Annotated in this window: 18 protein-coding genes and 1 tRNA gene; 12 read left to right on the forward strand and 7 right to left on the reverse strand. The window is 42.6% G+C overall.

Annotated elements, in window-relative coordinates:
* Positions 1–6 precede the first annotated feature (6 nt).
* The 5 genes from ftsI to FTU06_RS05830 form a co-directional block, all read right to left on the reverse strand.
* Positions 7–1,833, reverse strand: coding sequence for a penicillin-binding protein PBP3 (ftsI, locus tag FTU06_RS05810; protein ID WP_180026113.1), 1,827 nt, complete (start codon positions 1,831–1,833; stop codon positions 7–9).
* A gap of 12 nt (positions 1,834–1,845) precedes the next feature.
* A complete protein-coding gene (gene ftsL, locus FTU06_RS05815) occupies positions 1,846–2,178 on the reverse strand; it encodes a cell division protein FtsL (protein WP_078189390.1) in 333 nt (110 codons plus the stop codon).
* Between the two features lie 10 nt (positions 2,179–2,188).
* Positions 2,189–3,100: a 16S rRNA (cytosine(1402)-N(4))-methyltransferase RsmH gene (gene rsmH / locus FTU06_RS05820; protein WP_180011304.1), complete on the reverse strand. Its 912-nt coding sequence runs from the start codon at positions 3,098–3,100 to the stop codon at positions 2,189–2,191.
* A gap of 185 nt (positions 3,101–3,285) precedes the next feature.
* On the reverse strand, positions 3,286–4,302 hold the full coding sequence (locus FTU06_RS05825) for a sulfate ABC transporter substrate-binding protein (protein WP_180077121.1): 1,017 nt from the start codon (positions 4,300–4,302) through the stop codon (positions 3,286–3,288).
* A gap of 248 nt (positions 4,303–4,550) precedes the next feature.
* The gene (locus FTU06_RS05830; RefSeq protein WP_180049163.1) at positions 4,551–5,558 is read right to left on the reverse strand and encodes a sulfate ABC transporter substrate-binding protein; all 1,008 of its coding nucleotides are present in this window, start codon (positions 5,556–5,558) and stop codon (positions 4,551–4,553) included.
* A gap of 381 nt (positions 5,559–5,939) precedes the next feature.
* Between FTU06_RS05830 and FTU06_RS05835 the strand changes: the two genes are divergently transcribed.
* The 4 genes from FTU06_RS05835 to FTU06_RS05850 all read left to right on the forward strand — a co-directional run bounded on the left by FTU06_RS05835 (position 5,940) and on the right by FTU06_RS05850 (position 8,574).
* Positions 5,940–6,233: a hypothetical protein gene (locus tag FTU06_RS05835; protein ID WP_078192541.1), complete on the forward strand. Its 294-nt coding sequence runs from the start codon at positions 5,940–5,942 to the stop codon at positions 6,231–6,233.
* 169 nt (positions 6,234–6,402) lie between these two features.
* A complete protein-coding gene (gene gltX / locus FTU06_RS05840) occupies positions 6,403–7,911 on the forward strand; it encodes a glutamate--tRNA ligase (RefSeq protein ID WP_180145491.1) in 1,509 nt (502 codons plus the stop codon).
* A gap of 91 nt (positions 7,912–8,002) precedes the next feature.
* Positions 8,003–8,078 (forward strand) — tRNA-Glu (locus tag FTU06_RS05845).
* A gap of 154 nt (positions 8,079–8,232) precedes the next feature.
* Positions 8,233–8,574 carry a hypothetical protein gene (locus FTU06_RS05850; protein WP_078189395.1) on the forward strand — a complete coding sequence of 114 codons (342 nt, stop codon included), beginning with the start codon at positions 8,233–8,235 and terminating at the stop codon, positions 8,572–8,574.
* A 25-nt stretch (positions 8,575–8,599) separates the two neighbouring features.
* On the opposite strand, the gene FTU06_RS05855 is transcribed toward FTU06_RS05850, so the two are convergent.
* Positions 8,600–9,571 (reverse strand): cation diffusion facilitator family transporter, encoded by a 972-nt coding sequence (locus FTU06_RS05855; protein WP_180021493.1) that lies wholly within the window; start codon positions 9,569–9,571, stop codon positions 8,600–8,602.
* A 353-nt stretch (positions 9,572–9,924) separates the two neighbouring features.
* Here FTU06_RS05855 and FTU06_RS05860 point away from each other — a divergent pair, with 353 nt between their 5' ends.
* Complete coding sequence (locus tag FTU06_RS05860; RefSeq protein WP_180088901.1) at positions 9,925–10,335, forward strand: tetratricopeptide repeat protein; 411 nt, start codon at positions 9,925–9,927, stop codon at positions 10,333–10,335.
* A 63-nt stretch (positions 10,336–10,398) separates the two neighbouring features.
* Here FTU06_RS05860 and ettA read toward each other — a convergent pair whose 3' ends face one another.
* Positions 10,399–12,060, reverse strand: coding sequence for an energy-dependent translational throttle protein EttA (gene ettA / locus FTU06_RS05865; protein ID WP_180042172.1), 1,662 nt, complete (start codon positions 12,058–12,060; stop codon positions 10,399–10,401).
* A gap of 319 nt (positions 12,061–12,379) precedes the next feature.
* Between ettA and FTU06_RS05870 the strand changes: the two genes are divergently transcribed.
* The 7 genes from FTU06_RS05870 (at position 12,380) to FTU06_RS05900 (ending at position 23,376) form a co-directional block, all read left to right on the forward strand.
* Positions 12,380–13,657: an O-acetylhomoserine aminocarboxypropyltransferase/cysteine synthase family protein gene (locus tag FTU06_RS05870; protein WP_180055444.1), complete on the forward strand. Its 1,278-nt coding sequence runs from the start codon at positions 12,380–12,382 to the stop codon at positions 13,655–13,657.
* A gap of 402 nt (positions 13,658–14,059) precedes the next feature.
* Positions 14,060–14,947 carry an SDR family NAD(P)-dependent oxidoreductase gene (locus FTU06_RS05875; RefSeq protein WP_180088899.1) on the forward strand — a complete coding sequence of 296 codons (888 nt, stop codon included), beginning with the start codon at positions 14,060–14,062 and terminating at the stop codon, positions 14,945–14,947.
* Between the two features lie 102 nt (positions 14,948–15,049).
* Positions 15,050–16,351 carry an NAD(P)/FAD-dependent oxidoreductase gene (locus tag FTU06_RS05880; protein ID WP_180088897.1) on the forward strand — a complete coding sequence of 434 codons (1,302 nt, stop codon included), beginning with the start codon at positions 15,050–15,052 and terminating at the stop codon, positions 16,349–16,351.
* A gap of 97 nt (positions 16,352–16,448) precedes the next feature.
* Positions 16,449–17,231, forward strand: a complete 783-nt coding sequence (gene hisIE / locus FTU06_RS05885; protein ID WP_078189402.1) for a bifunctional phosphoribosyl-AMP cyclohydrolase/phosphoribosyl-ATP diphosphatase HisIE — start codon at positions 16,449–16,451, stop codon at positions 17,229–17,231.
* 9 nt (positions 17,232–17,240) lie between these two features.
* Positions 17,241–18,743: a UvrD-helicase domain-containing protein gene (locus FTU06_RS05890; RefSeq protein ID WP_180145494.1), complete on the forward strand. Its 1,503-nt coding sequence runs from the start codon at positions 17,241–17,243 to the stop codon at positions 18,741–18,743.
* Positions 18,744–18,789: 46 nt separating this feature from the next.
* Positions 18,790–20,193, forward strand: a complete 1,404-nt coding sequence (locus FTU06_RS05895; protein WP_180145497.1) for an AAA family ATPase — start codon at positions 18,790–18,792, stop codon at positions 20,191–20,193.
* 342 nt (positions 20,194–20,535) lie between these two features.
* Positions 20,536–23,376: a monovalent cation/H+ antiporter subunit A gene (locus tag FTU06_RS05900; RefSeq protein ID WP_180145582.1), complete on the forward strand. Its 2,841-nt coding sequence runs from the start codon at positions 20,536–20,538 to the stop codon at positions 23,374–23,376.
* Position 23,377 lies beyond the last annotated feature (1 nt).

Below are 23,377 nucleotides of genomic sequence, written 5' to 3' on the forward strand. Positions count from 1 at the left end.
CACCTATTACTGGATCTTAGGAGTGTCTAAAGGTTTATCTAATGGTACGTTCATTAAACGTAAAGACTCTTGCATTACACGAGCGAAAACTGGTGCAGCCACCAGACCACCGTAATACTGACCTGTCGGGTTTTCCACTACAACAATCATGGCCAAACGTGGATCACTCACTGGTGCAACACCGGCAAAGAGTGCTCGATATTCTGAAGTCGAATAGCCTTTACGGTCTGCACGTAATTTATGTGCTGTACCAGTTTTACCCGCCACGCGATAACCCGGAATATTGGCTTGACGTGCCGTACCACCCGGCAAGGTCACTGCTTCCATCATTAAAAGTACTTGATCAGCAATTTTAGGGTCAACCATCTGCTCACCTTTCGGCTTTTCCTCAAGCTTGTACAAGCTCAGTGGCATTTTGACGCCCTTATTGGCAATCATGGCATAAGCATCAGCCAGTTGGAGTACTGTAGCGTTCAAACCATAACCATAAGCCATGGTCGCTACTTCAGACACATTCCATTTACTCTTCGGCAAAATCAGACCAGCACTTTCACCGGGGAATTTCACCGCTGAACGTTGACCAAAGCCAAGACGTTGATAGAACGTTGGTAATGTTTCATAAGGGAGAGATAAAGCGATTTTTGCCACACCGACGTTAGACGATTTTTGAATAATGCCGCCCAAAGTCAGAGGGCCGTAGTTATGCGTATCTCGGATAGTATGATTCCCTACACGCATAGAACCCGGTGTAGTATTTACCACCGTATTTGCCGTGTATTTACCGCTTTCCAATGCCATTGCCACGGTCATTGGCTTCATGGTTGAACCTGGCTCAAAGGAGTCAATCGCACCACGGTTACGCATGGCATCTTTATTTAAGACACCTTTTTTATCATTCGGGTTGTACGACGGCCAAGAGGTCATCGCTAAAATTTCACCCGTTTTGACATCGACAGCAATCGCTGTGGCAGAACGTGCGTTATTGGCTACGCCAGCTGCAGTCAACTCACGATACATAATGTATTGCAAACGTGAATCAATACTCAGCGTGATATTTTCACCCGACTCAACCTCTTTCACGATCTCAGGGTCTTTAACGCGGTTGCCTTTTTTATCTCGGACAATTTGCTGCGCACCATCTACGCCTGCAAGACGTTCATTCAATTGCATCTCTAAACCTTCGATGCCCATACCCTCACTATTGGTTAAACCAATAATTTGTGAGTTTGGCTGAGGCTGTGGATAGTAGCGCTTATAGTTTTTCTCGGTATATACCCCCTGAAAGTCACGTTTCATGATCAATTCAGCTTGTTGTGGTGGCACTTCTTTCTTTAAAACTAAATAACGTGAACGTGGACGCTCATTCATTTTGCGTCTCAGTTCAGCACGATCCATCCCTACAGCATCAGCGAGTTCATCTAAATTCAGATTTTTATCTGGTAATTGACGTTTTAACTTACGGTTGTTTGGATCTTTAGCCAATTCCACCGTAATTTCTTCAAAGAGTTTTTTATTGTCAAAATAATCACGTGGATCGATCACGATTTTCATGATCGGAGTACTAATGGCTAAAGGAACGCCGTGACGGTCATAGATTACACCGCGCATGGCTTTTAAGGTTTCAGTTCTTAAAATTTTGGCATTGGCTTTATTTTGTAAAAAGTCTTTATTGATGATTTGTACATAAAAAGCCCGCCCGACCAATGCAATAAAGCACAGTAAAACCACCGCCCACATCAAGTGATAGCGCCACATCTCCACCGAAATGGCTGTACGACCAGTAACAGACTGCTGTTTTTTACGCGGAGTTTGTTTGTTTCTCTTTTCAACCATGTGACCGGCAGCCTATTTTTTCTGTTCTGGAGTTTGTGGCAATGAAATAACAACGGTTTGTGCAATAGGAGGCGAATACATCCGTAATTGGGTAACTGCACGTGTCCCAATTTGGGCTGTTGCACCAAAAGTTTGTTGTTCGATCAGCAAACGTCCCCATTCTGCGTTGAGGTCATCCCTTTCACGCATATAGGTACTCAATTGACGATAATCTTGTCGATATTCAAAGACTTGAAACACCACCATAATCGCACTCACAAAAACCAAGAGCAATAAAATGCCGTATGTAATGATTTTCTTTGACTGCGATTGATCAGAGTTTTTTTCGATTGCTTCGGTTTTCATTCTTTGCCTTTTAAGCTAAACGCTCTGCCACACGAAGCCAAGCACTACGAGATCGTGGATTGGCTTTAACTTCTTCTTCACTTGCTTTAATTCGTGACACTTTTTTTAAGCGGCGGGTATCTTCGCGTTTTTGTGGTAAACCCCAGCCTGTGTCTTCTGCAAGTGTAGATTCTTTTTGAATAAATTGTTTAATTAAACGATCCTCTAAAGAGTGGAAACTGATCACTGCCAGAGTGCCTTCAGGTTTCAGCATCTCCACCGCTTGAGGTAAGAAGATATCAATATCGTCGAGTTCTTTGTTAATAGCAATACGAATTGCTTGGAAAGTTCGTGTCGCTGCATGTTTATTTTTTTCCCATTTCGGGTGGGCAACTTTCACGATTTCAGCCAATTGAGCTGTGGTTTCAATATACCCTGCCGCTTTAATCGCTTTAGCAATACGGCGGCTATAACGCTCTTCACCATATTTAAAAATAATATTGGCCAAATCTTCTTCTTCAATATCAACCAACCACTCTGCGGCTGTTGGACCTTGTGAATTGTCCATACGCATATCGAGTGGGCCATCTTTCATAAAGCTAAAGCCACGCTCTGCTTGGTCTAGCTGCGGAGATGACACCCCTAAATCCGCCATAATACCGTCGACCAAATCGATACCACGACTACGCAGTTCCTCTTTTAAATCGGCAAAACTAGCGTGAATGATTTTAAAACGCGCATCTTCTTGTTCTAATTCTGCTGCAACAGCCAACGCTTGCGGGTCTTTATCAAAGGCATAAACACGTGCGTTTTCATCTAATTTAGACAGTAATAAACGCGTATGACCACCACGCCCAAATGTGCCATCTACGAAAATTCCTGTATTGCGATCTGCCAGTAAAGCATCAACAGTTTCATGAAGTAATACAGAAATATGCGACATAAGGGTTCGTTCAACACAGCTAAAAATGTAACTGCACATTATTACCTTGTTTTAGCAAAGCTCCAAACGTCTTTTTGTACAGAAATATTACTTTCCATAGAGAAAACCGTTTTTATTTTTTGGCATCCATTAAAAAACCTCCCGAAGGAGGTCTTTGTACATCGCAAATCATAGATTTCGATGTATTAACGCTTGTTATTGTAGATCTGATCGAAGATCGCACCATTCACAAAATGTGTTTGTTGTGCTTTTGCCCAGCCACCAAAGACTTCATCAATAGTAAAAGTTTTTAAAGGTGGGAACTGAGTTTTATATTTTGCTAAAACTGCTGCATTACGTGGACGATAGAAATGACGAGCAGCCATCTCTTGACCTAATGGAGAATAAAGATAATTGATATAGCCTTGAGCTAACCATTTATTACCATTTTTTTCGACAGTTTTGTCCACGATCGCCACTGAAGGCTCAGTCAAAATCGACATCGATGGATACACGATATCAAATTTATTTTTACCCAAAGTTTTTTGAGTAACTAAAGCTTCGTTTTCCCAAGTCAATAACACATCACCAATACCACGTTCTGCAAATGTAGTCATCGATGCACGTGCCGCAGAGTCCATCACTTTTACGTTATGGTACATTTTACCCACGAAATCTTTGGCTTTCGCTTCATTACCACCCGGCTGTTTCAAAGCATAACCCCAAGCTGACAAGTAAACCCAACGTGGGAGACCGCCTGTTTTCGGGTTCGGGGTAATAATTTGTACGCCCGGTTTGGTTAAATCAGACCAATCTTTAATATGTTTCGGGTTGCCCTTACGCACCATGAAGACAATCGTTGACGTATATGGCGCTGAGTTATGTGGAAACTCTTTTTGCCAGCCCGGCTGAATCTGTCCAGACTTCACAATTTCTTCGATGTCATTGGCCAATGCCAAAGTCACGACATCACCTTTTAAACCGTCAACCACAGAACGGGCTTGTTTACCTGAACCACCGTGTGATTGTTTAAATGCGACCGTTTTACCCGTACGCTCTTTCCAATATGCGCCAAATGACTTATTAAATTCGTCATAAAATTCACGCGTTGCATCATAAGAAACGTTTAAAAATTCACGATCAGCGGCCTGAGCAGACGCTGAGAAAGCAACACCTGTGGCAAGCAACGCAGCACTGAGCCACGCCTTAAATTGAGTTTTCATAACAGCCAGCATAAAGTTATATTCAATACTGCTAAATATATGAAATAAAGTCATAAATCGCAATTGCAGCAAGTTTAGACCCTTTGCTGGATACAGCTAACGCAGCGAATTTAATTGTTTGTTTTTCATATTAAAATACACAAATACAATCTACTTATTCCCTATATATAGATTTTTATGCATTACATATGCGAAAAACGGATAATCCAGATTATCCGTTTTTACAACGCCCATTATGGTGGATCGTTTTACTCTTTATTCTTTTCACTATAAATTTGATCGAAAATCGCACCATTCACAAAATGTGTTTTTTGCGCTTTAGCCCAACCGCCAAACACTTTATCAATGGTAAAAGTTTGAACTTTCGGGAATTGAGCAGCGTACTTTGCAGTGGCTTTTGCATCGCGAGGGCGGAAGAAATATTTGCCTGCTAGCTCTTGGCCCTTAGGTGAATATAGATAGTTCAAATAACCCTTCGCCAAATTTCGATTACCATTTTTATCGACGGTTTTATCCACTACTGCCACTGAAGGTTCGGCTAAAATCGAAATAGACGGATAAATAATGTCATATTTATCTTTGCCTAGGCCCTGAGTCGCCAACAGTGCCTCATTTTCCCAAGACAGTAAGACATCTCCAATGCCACGCTCAGCAAAGGTCGTGAGTGAACCACGCGCGCCTGAATCTAAAACTTTGACATTGCTATAGAGTTTTTTTACCAATTCTTTGGCTTTGGCCTCATTTCCACCCGGCTGTTTTAATGCATATCCCCAAGCTGATAAATAGATCCAACGCGGTGCGCCGCCTGTTTTTGGATTTGGTGTAATAATTTCAACGCCCGGTTTGGTCAGGTCATTCCAATCTTTAATTTTTTTCGGGTTACCTTTGCGCACCAAAAATACGATGGTTGAGGTATACGGTGCAGAATTATGTGGAAATTGTTTTTGCCAGTTTTTATTGATTTGCCCAGTCGCCACAATTTCATCAATATCATTGGCCAATGCCAAAGTGACTACATCCGCTTGTAAACCCGTTGCTACTGCACGAGCTTGTTTGCCAGAACCACCATGTGATTGTTTAAAATTAATCTCTTGTCCTGTACGTTTTTTCCAATATTGTCCAAATTCTTGGTTATATTCCTGATAAAACTCACGTGTTGGATCATATGAGACATTTAAGAAATCTTTTGCGGCATATACCTGTACTGCTACCCCACCCAATAAAGCGAAAATACCCGACGCTATTATTTTTTTCATCTGCTCAAACTCAAATTGATCTTGAGAGCACTATATAAATCAAAAATAACTTTAACAATCAGCTATCTATAATATAAATTCAAATCTATTTCTGTTTTAAAGATATCTAAAAATAACGTATTTAAAGCTTTAATTCTGCTAATACAGCAACAATCAGAAGCGATCTCCATGCTATCTTCATAGTTGTTTGCTAAAACATCCGAAAATCTGGAGAAAACAGTCTATTTAGGTAATCCTAGTACAGACTTTTTTAGTTTTTTTGTAAAAATTGTGACGTAGTTCTACTTTTTAATTACGAAAGATGGTTAAATCGTAGTCTAAATATTAAAACTATTTTGCAAATAAAAAGTTCCATCACCAAAACTAGGGGGAGATTTGGACATGAAATTTTCATACGCATTATGCCTAGGCTTAAGTTTAAGCGTGACTGCACAGACTGGTTTTTGTGCTGCAACCAGCACCGCATCGAATAATAAACTTACGATGCCTGCTGAACGTACCTCATTGATCGAAAAAGCGATTAATCAGCAAAAATCTGAAGGTAAAGGCCGTACAGACGATAATTTAAAAGTACTTACGTCTATTAAAGCTGCACCGACTCAAAGTTTCTTTGCATCACAAAACCAAAGTTTTTCTCGTTTTGTTCAAGCCATTTTTTCTGGTAGCAACTCATAACGACATCAGCATACTGATGCTGTCCAAGCTATTGTTTTAGACGAGTTCCCCTACTGTCGTCTAAAAAATACTAAAAAAAGCCTGATCATTCAATGTTGAATTAAGCATTAAGTGATCAGGCTTTTTCGTTATAATAGATCCCAATTTACATTCTGATTAAAAGCTGATTATGACTGTTCGTACTCGTATCGCACCTTCTCCTACTGGTTTCCCGCATGTTGGGACTGCTTATATTGCATTGTTTAACTTATGTTTTGCGAAGCAACATGGCGGTGAATTTATTCTTCGCATTGAAGATACAGACCAACTGCGCTCTACGCCAGAATCTGAAAAAATGATTTTAGATTCATTGCGTTGGTTAGGTTTGAACTGGTCAGAAGGTCCAGATGTGGGTGGTCCTCATGCACCATACCGCCAATCTGAGCGTATGGACATTTATAAACAATATGCTTTGGAACTGGTTGAAAAAGGCCATGCATTCTACTGCTTTGCAACAGCAGAAGAACTCGATCAAATGCGTGCGGAACAACAAGCACGTGGTGAATCACCGCGTTATGACGGTCGTGGCTTAAAACACACTGCAGAAGAAGTGGCACAGCGTTTGGCCGCTGGTGAACCGCATGTCATTCGTATGAAAGTACCTGAAGAAGGGATTTGTAAATTTAACGACTTACTACGTGGTGAAGTCGAAATTCCTTGGGCGCAAGTCGATATGCAAATTCTTCTGAAAACCGATGGTTTACCGACGTATCACTTGGCAAATGTGGTTGATGACCATTTAATGGAAATCACTCACGTGATTCGTGGTGAAGAATGGATTCCATCTGCGCCTAAACACCAATTATTGTACAAATATTTTGGTTGGGACATGCCGGTGCTTTGCCACATGCCGCTGTTACGTAACCCAGATAAATCAAAACTGTCTAAACGTAAAAACCCAACATCAATTAACTACTACAAAGACATCGGCGTTTTACCAGAAGCATTATTGAACTACTTAGGCCGTATGGGCTGGTCAATGCCAGATGAAAGTGAAAAATTCACTTTGGCTGAGATGATTGAACACTTTGACATTCAACGTGTATCACTTGGTGGTCCGATCTTTGATGTTGAAAAGCTGAACTGGTTAAATGGTCAATGGATTAAAGGTTTAACACCGAGTCAATTGCTCGACACCCTACTGGCTTGGAAATCTGATCGTAACACTTTGGAAGAAATTGCGGCTGCGATTCAACCGCGTATTAATTTATTGTCTGAAGCAGTGAATTGGGCAGGTTTTTATTTCAACCAATTCCCAACACTCAGCAAAGAACAGTTTGAAAGCAAAAAATTGACTGAAGAACAAGTTCGTCAAAGCCTTCAATTTGCCATTTGGCGTCTAGAAAGCATGTTCACTTGGAACAATGACACTGTCAGCCAAACGCTTATGGATTTGGCGAACCAAATGGATATTAAACTTCGTGACTTCATGCCAACCTTCTTTATTGCTATTGCAGGTTCAACATCTTCGACACCGGTTATGCAATCGATGGTAACCATTGGTCCTGATTTAACCTTTGCTCGCTTACGTCATGCGCTTGAAATTGTGGGCGGTCCGAGTAAAAAAGAAACAAAAGCATGGGAAAAACTCAATGAAAGCCTAAAACTGCCGAAAAATGATGCAGTTGATGAAGCTTAATTGATTTTTTAGTTGACGGATGGGCGTTATCCCCCTAATATAGCGCCCATACCGAGAGATGGTGTCAACCAACTCTAAGTTGCCTCAAATTGTCCCTATCGTCTAGAGGCCTAGGACATCGCCCTTTCACGGCGGTAACCGGGGTTCGAATCCCCGTAGGGACGCCATATTCAAGGTGATGCAAATCATCTTATAAAAAACCCAAGCATTATGACTTGGGTTTTTTATTGCCTAAATTTTATCTGATTTAAATTTACGGTATTTTTGCTTTCTGCGTCATTCTGATTAAAATAAACCATAGATTAAAATTATGGAGTTGCAATGCAATACCGTTGCCCTAAATGTCAAAGCCCTAAAATTATGCCTCTTGCGCAAGCAGGCCAGCCTGTTGCTCGTCCTGTCGTGCCTAAAAGCCTGATTATCCTCATCCCTGCGGTATTTATTCTTTTACTGTTGGTGATTATCAGCATCGCAATGTGGATTTTTGGTGACGGTGCAGGTACTACATTACAAACTGCGACTGTTGTTGTATTTATTGCCTGCTTGATTGCTGGCTTCATGTTCTATCGCGACCTGCCAGATTTTAAAATCTCAATGCAAGGTTTTATGCAATCACAGAAAAAATGGAAATGCCGCGAATGTAATCATGAGTGGGAAATCTAAACAGGCCATTTAAATCACATCAGCACTAGTGCTGATGTGGTTCATCATGAGAATGCGCGTGATCATCTTGAAGGTGCTCATGTGCATGATCAGACTTTTGGGTGTGTTGGTGTACCACACATTCATCCTCTTCGATCTGCAAAGTCATCTCCGTGATTCCGTGTTCATGTTGCAACATTTCAATCGCCTCAAAATACAAGGCATTACGATCGGCTTCAGGTGCAAAGAGATGAACCGTCAAATGCACATTCTTTGACGTAATTGCCCAGACCTTTAACTGGTGAATACTCTCCACCCCTTTGAGTGCCAATAAATCATTGCGTAATTTTTCAATGTCAATTTCTTCAGGCACACCTTCCAATAAAATATTGATACTTTGTTTGAGTAAAATCCAAGTCCTTGGTAAGACCCAAAAGCCAATGAGCACCGCAATAAGCGTATCGACCCACATCCAGCCGGTAAAATAAATAATCGCTGCGCCAATAATCACACCGACCGAACCTAAGGCATCACTTAACACCTCTAGATACGCCCCTTTCACATTCAAGCTTTCTTGTGAACTGGAAAATAAAATACGCATCGAGATTAAGTTAATGATTAGACCGATGACGGCCACAATCATCATGCCCATACTTTGAATTTCCGGCGGCGTTGAAAAGCGCTGATAGGCCTCATACAAAATATAAATCGCAACCACAAATAGCATCAAGGCATTAAACAAGGCTGCCAAAATTTCAAAACGCTGATAGCCAAAGGTACGTTTGTTATCAGCAGGAAGCTTGCCAATTTTGATCGCGACCAATGCTATGGCAAGGGCTGCAGCATCGGTGAACATATGTGCCGCATCTGACAATAGCGCCAAACTTTGCGTCATAAATCCAGCAATGACTTCAATAATCAAAAACGTCGTGGTCAGTGCTAAGGCAAAACTTAATTTTTTGACATTCCCTTCTGTGACAACGGCATGGCTGTGGTCATGCCCATGATGCTCACTCATTATTTTCTGACCTTATAAATTATATGTTCTTCAGTCTTGAGCTTAACAGGTGCAGTAAACGTAATAAAATTACATCATTCAACCTTCAGTATTACGTTTTACCTTCAAACTTTAAAACTGCTTTTTCAGCATCTACTTTCAATTTATTAAAAATAATTTTTCGCGATCTACATGACTGAAATTACTTATAAATATTTTTTTAATACCTATTCACATATCATGACAAGCATGCTAATTTTCATCTTAAGTGTGATCTGTTTAAAACAATTAAATCATTCATCGCAGCGCACGAATGACTGCAATTAATATTTTTATTAATCAAGTGGTTATATTTAGCAACAAGGAGTTTAACAATGATGATACAAGCTCTGAAAAAAATCTATGCACTGTTGTCACAACAGATGAATCCAAAGTTGCAAGGAATGCACCTTTCGATTACAGAAGCCGAGGGTGATTACGCCCAAGGGACTTATTTTGAAATTCTTGCGGCTCAACACCATCAAGACTTTCTCAGTCACCATACTATGGATTCAGCAGACCAATCCCCTACTGACTATCGCAATGCCATGTGGAATTTCTTAAGTGCCGCATTAAAAGGTCATAAAGATGCCCAATATCGCTTAGGTCTCGGTTATTTACATGGAGAACTCGGCTTAGACCGCAATTATGAACTTGCAGAGCTTTGGCTCAGTAAAGCGGCTGCACAAGGCCATGAACAAGCAGACTACGTCTTACATCATGCCTATGAAGACATTGTTGTATAGTCATTGCTTCTCACGCAATAAAAAACCAGCCCGCAGGCTGGTTTTTTATTTTAAAACTGGAACTTAGTTACCAATTTTGCGGTATTTTTGACGCTTTGCAACAAGGTCATCACCATCACGTTTACGACGGTATTCTTCAAATTCATGGTAGTTACCCGTGAAGAATTCAGGGGTTTCACCTTCAAATGACAAGATGTGCGTTGCAATACGGTCGAGGAACCAACGGTCATGCGAGATCACCATGACAGTACCTGGGAATACCAGAATAGCATCTTCAAGCGCACGTAAAGTTTCAATATCCAAGTCGTTTGACGGTTCATCGAGTAAGATGACGTTTGCACCCATTTGCAGGATTTTCGCAAGTTGTAAACGGTTACGTTCACCACCTGACAATTGACCTACACGTTTTTGCTGATCTTGACCTTTGAAGTTAAAGCGACCGATATACGCACGAGATGCGATTTCGTATTCACCAATTTTCAAGATATCTAAACCGCCAGAAACTTCTTCCCAAACAGTTTTGTTGTCATCTAAGGTGTCACGAATCTGACCAACATAAGCCACTTTAACAGACTCACCCAGTGTAACTGTACCTGTATCTGGTTGTTGTTCGCCTGTCATCATACGGAATAATGTGGTTTTACCCGCACCGTTTTCGCCCACGATACCTACAATTGCAGCAGGTGGTACAACGAATGATAAATCTTTATAAAGCGTGCGATCACCAAATGACTTGCTGATACCTTCAACTTCTACAACTTTGTTACCTAGACGTGGACCAGGTGGAATATAGATTTCAGACGTTTCGTTACGCTGTTGGAATTCGCGTGAGTTAAGCTCTTCAAAACGCTCCATACGCGCTTTGTTTTTCTTTTGCTGACCTTTAGCATTTGAACGAACCCATTCAAGTTCTTTTTTCAATGCTTTAGCAAAAGATTCTTCTTGCTTCTGTTCTTGCTCTAAACGGGCATTTTTCTGCTCTAACCAAGAAGAGTAGTTGCCTTGGTATGGAATACCCATGCCGCGGTCAAGCTCAAGAATCCACTCTGCCACGTTATCCAAGAAGTAACGGTCATGGGTAATCGCAACGATCGTACCTGGGAAGTCTTTCAAGAAACGTTCCAACCATGATACTGATGAAGCATCCAAATGGTTCGTTGGCTCATCTAGAAGCAACATGTCTGGTTTAGACAATAACAAACGGCAAAGTGCAACACGACGGCGCTCACCACCAGACAACTTAGATACATCTGCATCCCAAGCTGGAAGGTTCAACGCTGCAGCAGCCTGATCCATTTGGTTCACAATATTATGTGCATCCCATGAATGGATAATGGCTTCTAACTTCTCTTGTTCTTTTGCAAGTGCATCAAAGTCAGCATCTTCTGCTGCATATTCTGCAAACACTTCATCAAGACGCGCCAAAGCATCTAACGGCTCACGTAAACCGTCTTCAACGTTACCACGAACGTCTTTGCTTTCATCCAATGGCGGCTCTTGTTCAAGGTAACCAATTTTGATACCCGGTTGAGCACGTGCTTCACCTGAGAAATCTTTATCTACGCCCGCCATAATACGAAGCAAGGTAGATTTACCTGCACCGTTTAGACCAAGCACACCAATTTTTGCGCCTGGGAAAAATGATAAAGAGATGTCTTTCAGGATTTCGCGCTTAGGCGGAACCATCTTCGACACACGGTTCATCGTGTAAATATATTGGGCCACTTAGGACTCCTCAATAGTCAAAACATATACGGAACAACACAAAGTTGCCCCTGCTCAATTGAGCGAAAAAATAATCGGCTATTATACGCATAAAGTCGTGAAAAAATAAGGTTTCGCACACGCCTTCAATGCATTGTTACAAGTTTAATGGCGAACAAAATTTAAACATGCGTTTTTAAGCATAATTTCGCTCATCTTTAGCTGAAAATTTTTCAATAATATGAATAATTATGATATTAGTTTTATAAATAAAGCACTTTTATTCATATATATAAGTGATAGACTGTTTAAAAAATTAGCTCACTTAGATGATGTAATCATGACCTATAAAGACGAAACTTTAGCAATTCACGCGGGGTATACCCCGGAGCCAACCACCAAAGCGGTTGCGGTGCCGATTTATCAAACCACCTCATATTCCTTTGATAACACACAGCATGGTGCTGATTTATTTGACTTAAAAGTTCAGGGTAATATTTATACCCGCATTATGAATCCAACCACGGCGGTACTTGAACAGCGTGTTGCAGCACTCGAAGGCGGTATAGGCGCACTGGCGTTGGCATCAGGTATGGCGGCCATTACATATGCGATTCAAACCATTGCTGAAGCAGGCGACAATATCGCTTCAGTTTCGACCCTGTACGGCGGCACATATAACCTGTTTGCCCACACTCTGCCGAAACAAGGCATTGAAGTTCGCTTCTTTGATTATCAGAACCCTGAAGCGCTGCGTAGCCTCATCGATGACAAAACCAAGCTGGTCTTTGTCGAATCTATTGGTAACCCATTGGGCAATATTATTGACCTCGAAGCAATTTCGAAAATTGCGCATGAATATGGCATACCTGTGGTGGTGGACAATACTGTGGCCACCCCTGTCCTGCAAAAATCTTTTGAATTTGGTGCCGACATTGTGGTGCATTCACTCACAAAATATATTGGCGGTCATGGTAATTCGATAGGCGGCATCATCGTCGACAGCGGCAAGTTCCCATGGGGCAAATACCCTGAACGCTTTAAATCACTCAACACCCCTGATCCAAGCTACCACGGGGTGAATTATGTCGAAGCTTTAGGTGAAGCCGCCTACATTGCCCGTGCGCGCGTGGTACCACTACGTAATACAGGCGCTGCGATCAGCCCACACAATGTGTTTTTGATCTTACAAGGTTTGGAAACCTTAAGCCTGCGCATGGAACGTCATACCGAAAATGCGCAAAAAGTGGCTGAATATTTACAAGCGCATCCAAAAGTAAAATGGGTCAACTACGCTGGCTTAAAAGACCATCCACAGCATGCTTTGGCGCAAAAATATGTCAAAGGAAAACCGTCGGCAATTCTTTCCTTTGGGGTTCAAGACGGCCTTGCAGGTGGCACACGTTTCATCGATGCCTTGCAGTTGTTTACTCGCCTGGTGAATATTGGTGATGCCAAAAGTTTAGCCTGCCATCCCGCGACCACGACACATCGTCAGCTCAATGAAGATGAACTCAAAGCCGCCGGTGTCAGCATTGATATGGTTCGTTTATCGATTGGGATCGAACATGCAGATGACTTGATTGCCGACTTAGATCAAGCCTTAGCTGCTGTTTAAACCACAAGTGCACAATCCACAGGTCTTATTTTTAAGGCCTGTTTTTATTTCCATTTCATTTAAATAACCACTCCCACATAATCCGCCTTCCAAATTTGGGCATCTATGGCCCTGCTTCTATATTTATTTACAATTTTATTTATCTTGAAAATCGACTTTTTTTGCGTTGCAACGATGTTGCTAAAAGCACTTCTCTTTCACATATTTATGTGTTAAAAATTGAGTAAATAGGGATTTTAATTTAGAGTAAAAACTCTAAATATTATTTTATTATCAATTACTTATCATATGGCTTTTTTTAAATAAAACGCTATCATACCGCTGACTTAAAACAGCCCTGCAAATAACGTTGTCGGGCCGATAAATGAATACAATAAAACTGATTTAACAGGGAACCTCATCGTGAATTCAAGACTTGAGAAACGTTTCGTTGACCGTGTCAACGGTAAGACTATTTTAATCACCGGTGCATCGAGTGGTATCGGTTTAACCACAGCGCATCGCCTTGCCAACGCTGGCGCACATGTTCTACTGGTTGCACGTACCAAAGAAACCCTCGATGCCGTAAAAGCTGAAATTGAAGCCAATGGCGGTAAAGCTGATGTTTTCCCATGTGACCTCAATGACATGGACTCCATTGATGCTGTGGCACAACAAATCCTCGCTTCCGTCGATCATATCGATATCTTAATTAATAACGCTGGCCGTTCTATTCGTCGTGCCGTACATGAATCAACCGATCGTTTCCATGATTTTGAACGTACTATGCAGTTGAACTATTTTGGCGCGGTACGTTTGGTGATGAACCTGTTGCCTAAAATGATGATTCGTCGTGAAGGTCATATCATCAACATCAGTTCGATTGGTGTATTGGCCAATGCAACGCGCTTCTCTGCATATGTTGCGTCTAAAGCCGCATTAGATGCTTTTAGCCGTTGCCTGAGCGCTGAAGTTCACTCGCATAATATTGCCATCACGTCGGTCTACATGCCATTGGTGCGCACGCCAATGATCGCCCCAACCAAAATATATAAATACGTTCCAACCCTTTCTCCAGAACAAGCAACTGACTTGATTGCCTATGCCATCGTGAAACGTCCGAAGAAAGTGGCGACCAATTTGGGCCGTCTGGCTTCAATCACCTACTCCATTGCACCTGACATTAATAACAAACTCATGTCGATTGGTTATAACTTGTTCCCAAGCTCTTCAGCGTCTATTGGTAAGCAAGAAAAACTCAATTGGGTACAAAAGGCATATGCTCGCCTATTCCCAGGTGAACACTGGTAAGACTTGACTCACCTCTAAAAAAGCCCTTATGAGGGCTTTTTTATTGGGTTTTATACGACAACTTTGCTACATTGGGCTGAGATAAAATCAACTTTTATAACAATGAAAACTCAAAACATTGCCATCATCGGTGCAGGTACGGCAGGATTAGCTGCTGCAGCAATGCTTGCTGCTCAAGGCCATCAGATCTGCTTATATGAAAAAGTCTCACAACTTGAACCTGTGGGCGCAGGATTATTATTACAACCCGCCGGGCTGGCGGTTTTCGAACATTTAGGCATTTTGGAACACGCCTTAAGCCTAGGTGCTGTGGTAACCGGTCTTGAAGGTCAACTGGCTGGCGGCGACTTGCTGATAAACAGTCAATATCGACAAGCCGATGAACGTTCATATGGACTCGGCATTCACCGTGCCACACTCTGTCATGTCCTTGCATCCAAAGTCCGAGAATATCCTCAACACGTTGAGTGGTGCATGGCGCATGAGGTACATGAACTTCAAGAATCCTGTGACGGTATCAACGTGATTGGGCAGTCCGCAGATCAATCCTTTCAACGTCAGTTTGATCTCGTGCTGATCGCCAATGGCGCACGCAGCCATTTACGCCCTAAAGCATGGGAAAAGCTCAACCAAGCCTATCCTTGGGGGGCAAAGTGGATCATCGTGCCTGAATGCGAAGTGCTGAATCCACAGATCTTGCATCAGTTCTATGACTGCTCCAACATCATGATGGGTGTAATGCCTACGGGAGCAATTCCAACGCAGCCTGAACAGCGTCTTTCGAGCATTTTCTGGAGTCTACCTACAGCAGATTTAGAAGGATTCTTAAAAACCAAAAGCGCACAGCAGCAATGGTTGCTTGAAGTTTCGAAACGCTGGCCGAGTGTTGCAGAATGGTTAGCGCATGTGATTCCACATCCAGATGATCCGCAGCAATGGCTGTCTGCCAACTATCGTGATGTGGTGCTGAGCAAACTCGGTGAAGGTCGTATCGGTATCTTAGGAGATGCGGCTCATGCCATGAGTCCACAACTTGGACAAGGTGCCAATATGGCGCTGCTCGATGCATGGGCCATCAGTCATGCCCTGCTCCAATATCAACAGGATTCCTCACTGCAAAACCTCTGGCAGCAGTATCATCAACTGCGGTTGCCGTCCGTGCGGTTTTACCAATTTTTTAGCCGCCTACTGACACCGTTTTATCAATCACATCATCGCTGGACAGCACCGCTGCGTGATATTTCATTTCGTGCCATGTATCAGCTGCCGTTTTTCCGCAAAGAAATGGCCATCACGATTTCTGGCTTAAAAACAGGTGCATTTGGACAAATGAATTATGCCGACATTGCCCGTAAGCCTGCAGATGATTCTGCTGCTGAACTGCGCAATTTAAAATTTGATTAAGAATTAACTCCCCATCATTCTCTTGATGGCTTACACTATGGTGCTGCTCAAATGCTGCAGCATTTTATTTTTTGATTTTTGAATTGGTGAAATCCTCATGAACAACCTGCAATGGCTCGATGAAGTAAAATTTAACGAACAAGGCTTAGTGCCTGCTATTGCACAGCATCATCAAAGCGGACGCGTTTTGATGGTGGCATGGATGAACCGTGAAGCGTTGGCGCAAACTGCAGAAAAAAATCAAGCGGTGTACTTTTCACGTTCACGCAATAAGTTATGGCATAAAGGTGAAGAATCTGGCCATTTCCAAACTGTGCATGAAATCCGTTTGGACTGTGATGCTGACGTGATTGTGCTGCAGATTGAACAGCATGGCGGCATTGCCTGCCATACCGGCCGTGAGTCATGCTTCTACCGCAAGCTTACTGCCAATGGCTGGGAAATTGTCGATGCGCAATTAAAAGATCCTGCTGCAATTTATGGCGCAAAATCAGCAAATCCACATACCCTTGCGATGAATGCATCCAATGCACAATCTGAGCAAGTCGAAGTACTCGACTACTTAGGTAAAATGATGGCTGAACGCAAACAAGCCGATCCTGAGTCCTCTTATGTGGCAAAGCTTTACCATAAAGGCCTCAACAAAATTTTAGAAAAAATCGGTGAAGAAAGTGTTGAAACCATCATTGCCGCTAAAGATTTCAAAATTGAAGCCAATGAAGACAACAAAAACGATTTGATTTACGAAGTAGCAGACCTTTGGTTCCATACCATTGTGATGTTGGGTTATTTCGATATTGATCCTCAATTGGTACTTAACGAACTCGCTCGTCGTCAAGGCCTTTCCGGTTTGGTTGAAAAAGCCAACCGTCAGCACTAAGACGCAACCGTGCCAGATCTTAAAAAACCGACCGCGACCTATGAGCAGGCCACCGCCATAGATAACGCACGTCTTGGTAAATCATTTAAAGTGATTGCCTATGCTGGCACAGGTAAAACAACCACACTGCAAATGATCAGTGATGCCATGCCTCAGCGGCGTGGCATGTACTTGGCCTTTAACAAAGCCATTGCCACCGAAGCACAGAATCGTTTTCATCAAAATGTCGACTGTCGAACCTTCCACTCATTGGCTTATCGTAGTGTTCCACGTGGAGTGACTGACAAACTGCGTCTACCACGTTTAAGTCCGAGCTTTATTGCCAAAGAATATCGACTAGAACCGATCACCTTACGTCGTATGATGGGCGGTCGTTATGAAAAATATGTACTCATGCCTTCGCGTTTGGCAAGTCTGGTGGCAAACGCTGTCAGTTATTTCTGTTCGACCAGTTCACAGTACCCTGCCCCACGACATCTACAAGCACCGAGTTGGCTGCATCCGGACGATATCGAAAGCTTACAAAAGCATTTGTATCCTGCCATTGAACGTCGTTGGTTAGAGTCGATTGATCCGAACCATGCAGCAGGGATTGGACACGATATTTATTTAAAACTTTGGGCTTTGTCTGAACCGAATATTCCTGCGGATTATGTGCTGTTCGATGAAGCTCAAGATGCTGACCCGCTAATGCTAGGGATTTTACTGAAACAGCGGAATACTCAAGTCATCTATGTAGGCGATGCGCATCAACAAATTTATGCATGGCGTGGCGCAGTCAATGCCATGCAGCAACTCCCTTTACCTGAATCCCGTTTAACCACGTCTTTCCGTTTTGGTGAAGAAATTGCCTTGAACGCCAATGCTCTACTGGGCGCATTGAACGAAACCGTGCCTTTAATGGGTAATCCGCAGCTCAACTCTAAAGTGGTCAATAAACCACATACCAAGATGCGCGATGCCATTTTATGTCGTACCAATGCACGTGCGATGGAACTGTTATTGGCGGGTTTGGTTAAGGGCGAAAAAGTTAGCCTACAAGCAGATCATGCGCGACTCAATCGTTTTGTCGATGCAGCAACCATGCTCAAGCAAGGCAAACGCGTAGTCGATGTCCCAGAGCTTGCATGGTTTAACTCATGGCATGATGTGCATGAATATTGTGAAACCAATGACGGCAGCGATATTAAACCGCTAGTGAAGTTGGTCGATGACCACGGTACTGACCCACTGAAAAAGGCGCTGGCGAAAATCACCCCAATTGATCAAGCCGACTACATCATCTCGACCGCCCATAAAGCCAAAGGTTTAGAATGGGATCGGGTACATATTGAAGATGACTACCAATTTAAGCTCAACGATAAAGATTATAAAATTAGTGACGAAGAGTTACGGTTACTTTACGTGGCTTGCACACGTGCTAAAGTAAGTTTAAATATCCATCATATTTATGACTTGATGCAGCACTTAAAACGTCAAATGCCCAAATCTTTGGCACAAGCGGTCAGCTAGTATGGTGAAAAAGGTGAATAAACAATAAATCAGTAAAAGGTGCACCATGAAAATACAATCTATTCAACTCAAGCACACCCTTCATTTTACTGATATCACCCTCAATTTTAATTATCACGATCTACCGATTACCTTAATTTTGGGTGATCAAAGCTCCGGAAAAACCTCCCTACTGCGCTTTAGTTATCAGGCCCTCACTTGGTTTGCTGCACGCTATAAAGATTTACGCACCGCAGGCGTGGTAATGCTCGATCAAGACATCATGTTAAATCGCTTGCAATCGAAACTTGATATTCAAGTCAGTTTTCCCGAAGACATTGGCTCATTTCAGCTTTCAAGTGATCAACAAGACCAAGACCCACAATGTTGTTCATGGCAATTGTACAAAACCTTAAACACTCAAGGCGTCGGCCTCAGTAAGGCCGAAACACAGCAATTAGAATCGATGGTTGCGCTGTATCAAAAAGCCCTCAAAGCCGATCCGTTACAAGGGTTGCCACTCATTGCCTATTACCCTGCTGAACGTTTCGTCAACGATGTGAATATTCTCAATAAAAACAATCCTGCTATTTTTCAGCCTTCGCATGCTTATGAAATATCGGCCATTCCCTTTACCACGTTTATTCGTTTTTTTGAGTGGTTTCGTGAAATATCCGACATCGAAAATGCGCAAAGTGCCGAATTAATTCAAAATTTATTACATCCTAAAACCCAAGCCGATATACCCAACGCATCAGACACGCCAATTTTTAGGCAAAAACTAGCACAAGCTCAGGCCGATTTACACACACCATCTCTCAGATCATTAAAACAAGCTTTACAGACCGTGTTGCCCGATGTGAGCAATATTTATCTGCAATATCACCCCAAATTACAGTTAATGGTCTGCTATCAAGGCAAAGACATGTTATTTCAACAGCTGTCGAATAGTGTGCGCAACCTTGTGGCCTTAATTGGTGATATTGTACGTCGCCTCTGTCTACTCAATCCTCATAGCTTATATCCTTGCCAAGAAGGTGACGGTATTTTATTGATCGACGCCATAGACCACCAACTCGATCAAAACATGACTCAAGTGATTTTGACCCGTTTAAATCAAGCGTTTCCACGACTCCAAATCATTGCCAGCGGCAACCGTCCCGAACTGCTGGAACAGGCTTCTCGCTTTCAGTGCTTAAAACTACAGAATAAAAAGCTCAGTGAGATTCAGCCTGAAAAACTACAAGAAACCTATGATCAAATTTATCAGCAGTTGCAACTCGGATCTAAACCATCGCTTCCACCTAAAACTGAAGAGACTGAATTAAATGAGCCGCTGAACCATCCGGATACCATCCAGCACATGTTGCAATTAATTCAGACACAACTGACCGAGCAACAGCAACAAGAATTGGTTAGGGCTTTATCACAGCGAGGTGATCAGGACGTTACAATCCAACCACTGAGTTAAAAATACTGAGGCTGATTGGCTGAGTATAATACACCGACTCGATGTTTAAATATTCAGCAACAAGGCCGCGATAAATGTCGAGTCAGTTGCGTCAGGCGTATAATGTGTAAGTGGTTCATAAAAAAGATTGATGTTGTTTTACGCATGTAATATGATCGGTTTTATTTGCAATTTTCATAGTAACATCGGAAATTGCTATCGCTTCACGAGTTGCGCAACACAGCTTGTTTTTAATTTTTTTGACACACATGGCTTTCAAGATTGAATTTTTGGACTGCTCTTTGCTGTCCTGTAATCCTTGAAAGATGAAATACACCTAGGTTTCACCGCCTAATCATGACAATGGATACGAGTGTGCTACCGATTATTATATTGTTACCGTTAATACTAGGCACAACACTTGTCTCGTGGTTGAAGCAATTCTCTCGCGGGGTAACAGCTTTAGGGGCGATTGGCGTCAGCCTCAGCAGTTTAGTTTTATTATTGAGTCAGGCTCAAGATGTCTTTAATGGCAAAACCATCATTCAAACTTGGCCGTGGCTCACTCAAGTTGGCATTGATTTCAGTTTTCGTCTCGATGCATTGGGCTTATTGTTTTCCCTGCTCATTACCGGGATCGGCACCTTAATTTATATCTATGCCTACTATTATTTAAGTCCAAAGAATTCGCTCAGTAAACTGTATGTTTTATTGATGCTATTCATGGCTGCCATGCTCGGCATTTCATTGTCCAATAATTTAATTTTATTGCTTATTTTCTGGGAACTTACCAGCATTTCATCTTTCCTTTTGGTTGGTTATTGGAGCAATTACGACGCAGCTCAGCGTGGCTCTCGAATGGCTTTGACCATTACAGGCATGGGTGGTCTATGTATGTTGGGTGGTTTTGTTCTGTTGGCGCAAATCACGGGCACCTATCAGATTGATCAAATCCTAACGATGAGTAGTCAAATTCAGCAGCACTCGCTTTTTGTACCCACACTGCTATTAATATTAATGGGGGCTTTTACTAAAAGTGCGCAGTTCCCTTTCCATTTTTGGTTGCCAAATGCTATGGCGGCACCGACCCCCGTCTCGGCCTATTTACACTCTGCCACGATGGTGAAAGCCGGAATTTTCCTGCTTGCACGCTTATTACCGATTTTTGCAGGCGCTAAGTTGTATCACAACTTGGTCACCTTTATTGGCTTATTTACCTTATGTATGGCGGCCTTTTTTGCCATTTTCAAAGAAGATTTAAAAGGGCTGTTGGCCTATTCCACCATCAGCCATTTAGGTCTGATTGTTTGCTTACTCGGGATCGGTTCTCCCCTTGCAGTTGCGGCTGCCATTTTCCATATCATTAATCATGCGACCTTCAAAGCAGCCCTATTTATGATCGCAGGGATTATTGACCACGAATCAGGCACACGTGATTTACGAAAACTCTCTGGTTTATGGCAATTACTTCCGTTTACCGCAACGCTGACCATGATCACTGCGGCCTCTATGGCAGGTGTCCCATTAACCAATGGTTTCCTTTCTAAAGAGATGTTCTTTACTGAACTGTTAGCCAACCTGACTGGGCCAGTGATGATCGTGTCAGCCATCATTGCCACCTTTGCCGGTATCTTTGCTGTCGCGTATTCGGTACGTTTGGTTCATGGGGTATTTTTTGATGGTCCACTAGGGAAAGATGTTCCCAATAAAGAAGCGCATGAACCACCGTTTGGCATGCGCGCACCAGCAACCTTACTGGCTGCTTTATGTATTTTAGTTGGACTCTTCCCTGCGTTATTGGTTGAGCATATTGTCAATAGTACCGCGCGTGCGAGTATTCAAAATACTGCGTTTGAAGGTACACATTTAGCGATTTGGCATGGTTTAAATGCACCCCTTTTGATGAGTGTAATAGCACTATTGGGTGGTTTAGTTTTCTATTTCGCATTGGCAAAGGGCGGCAAATTACGCCGTATCGATTTGGATCCTCTTTTGGGCCGTTTGCAAGGCAAAATCCTGTTCGACTTATTTTTAAAGCATCTTTTACTCAGCTCAAGAAAGTTCCGTCGCTTTACTGAAAATGGCAAATTACAAAGCTATTTATTGTGGATTTTAATCTTTAGTGTAGCCATCGTCATTGTTCCATTTTGGCTGCAAGGTATCGGCACAGGCAGCCGTGAACTGATACATGCACCAATCATCGCAATCGTTCTGTGGCTATTATTATTCTCTGCATGTTGGATGATGCTTTGGTTCCACCATGAACGGATTAAAGCCGTCCTCATCAGTGGTGCAGTCGGTCTGGTTGTGACTATGGTGTTTATCTGTTTCTCCGCTCCAGATTTGGCGCTCACGCAGATTACTGTTGACGTGGTGACCACCGTGCTCTTACTCATGAGCTTATCATTATTACCACAGCTCACCCCTTATGAGTCGAGTGTGTCTCGTCGTTGGCGAGATGCAATAATTGCGATTATTGCAGGTTTAGGGATCGCATGGATTTCATGGCTGATCATGACCCGCGATCATAATTCCATCTCATGGTTCTTTATGCAGCAATCAATCCCACTTGGTGGTGGTACCAATGTGGTCAACGTGATCTTGGTCGACTTCCGTGGCTTCGATACCTTTGGTGAAATTACCGTACTGGGAATTGCCGCAATTGGTACGCTGTGCATGATGGATGGTATGCGTGCTCATGGTACCACCATTACGCAAGGTCTGACCTATCGTTTTAATCCGTCACCACTGATGTTCCGTATTACATCATCATGGATTTTGCCTTTAGCACTCGTCATCAGCTTATATATTTTCCTACGGGGTCATAATTTACCAGGCGGTGGCTTTATTGCAGGCTTAATTACCTCTTTAGCCTTAGTGATTCAATATATTGCGCTCGGCCAAGACCGTGCTGAACAACTGATTGGTGCAAAATCAGGTCGCTTATATGAAGTTTGGATTGGTATTGGTTTAACCATTGCGGGGCTGACAGGTATCGCGGCTTGGCTATGGGGGCGTCCATTCCTGACCAGTGCTCATATCTATGTATCGCCACCCATTTTAGGTGAAATGCACCTTGCCTCCGCTGCCCTCTTCGACACAGGTGTCTACATCACCGTGGTGGGCGCGACGATGTTAATGATTTCCGTCTTAGGCGACTCGCGTCACTCGAGTATGTCTGGTCCAGTTCCAAGAGGCGAATAAG

The sequence above is a fragment of the Acinetobacter sp. YH12052 genome (assembly GCF_013419835.1).
GTDB classification, from domain to species: Bacteria; Pseudomonadota; Gammaproteobacteria; order Pseudomonadales; family Moraxellaceae; genus Acinetobacter; species Acinetobacter amyesii.

What these genes read in the sequence shown, in the direction of transcription:
- FTU06_RS05855 (WP_180021493.1), bottom strand. Translation starts at nt 9,571, where the DNA reads ATGAGTGAGCATCATGGGCATGACCACAGCCATGCCGTTGTCACAGAA.
- hisIE (WP_078189402.1), top strand. Translation starts at nt 16,449, where the DNA reads ATGAACAACCTGCAATGGCTCGATGAAGTAAAATTTAACGAACAAGGC.
- FTU06_RS05870 (WP_180055444.1), top strand. Translation starts at nt 12,380, where the DNA reads ATGACCTATAAAGACGAAACTTTAGCAATTCACGCGGGGTATACCCCG.
- FTU06_RS05860 (WP_180088901.1), top strand. Translation starts at nt 9,925, where the DNA reads ATGATGATACAAGCTCTGAAAAAAATCTATGCACTGTTGTCACAACAG.
- ftsL (WP_078189390.1), bottom strand. Translation starts at nt 2,178, where the DNA reads ATGAAAACCGAAGCAATCGAAAAAAACTCTGATCAATCGCAGTCAAAG.
- FTU06_RS05900 (WP_180145582.1), top strand. Translation starts at nt 20,536, where the DNA reads ATGGATACGAGTGTGCTACCGATTATTATATTGTTACCGTTAATACTA.
- ftsI (WP_180026113.1), bottom strand. Translation starts at nt 1,833, where the DNA reads ATGGTTGAAAAGAGAAACAAACAAACTCCGCGTAAAAAACAGCAGTCT.
- FTU06_RS05895 (WP_180145497.1), top strand. Translation starts at nt 18,790, where the DNA reads ATGAAAATACAATCTATTCAACTCAAGCACACCCTTCATTTTACTGAT.
- FTU06_RS05830 (WP_180049163.1), bottom strand. Translation starts at nt 5,558, where the DNA reads ATGAAAAAAATAATAGCGTCGGGTATTTTCGCTTTATTGGGTGGGGTA.
- gltX (WP_180145491.1), top strand. Translation starts at nt 6,403, where the DNA reads ATGACTGTTCGTACTCGTATCGCACCTTCTCCTACTGGTTTCCCGCAT.
- FTU06_RS05850 (WP_078189395.1), top strand. Translation starts at nt 8,233, where the DNA reads ATGCAATACCGTTGCCCTAAATGTCAAAGCCCTAAAATTATGCCTCTT.
- FTU06_RS05835 (WP_078192541.1), top strand. Translation starts at nt 5,940, where the DNA reads ATGAAATTTTCATACGCATTATGCCTAGGCTTAAGTTTAAGCGTGACT.
- FTU06_RS05825 (WP_180077121.1), bottom strand. Translation starts at nt 4,302, where the DNA reads ATGAAAACTCAATTTAAGGCGTGGCTCAGTGCTGCGTTGCTTGCCACA.
- rsmH (WP_180011304.1), bottom strand. Translation starts at nt 3,100, where the DNA reads ATGTCGCATATTTCTGTATTACTTCATGAAACTGTTGATGCTTTACTG.
- FTU06_RS05880 (WP_180088897.1), top strand. Translation starts at nt 15,050, where the DNA reads ATGAAAACTCAAAACATTGCCATCATCGGTGCAGGTACGGCAGGATTA.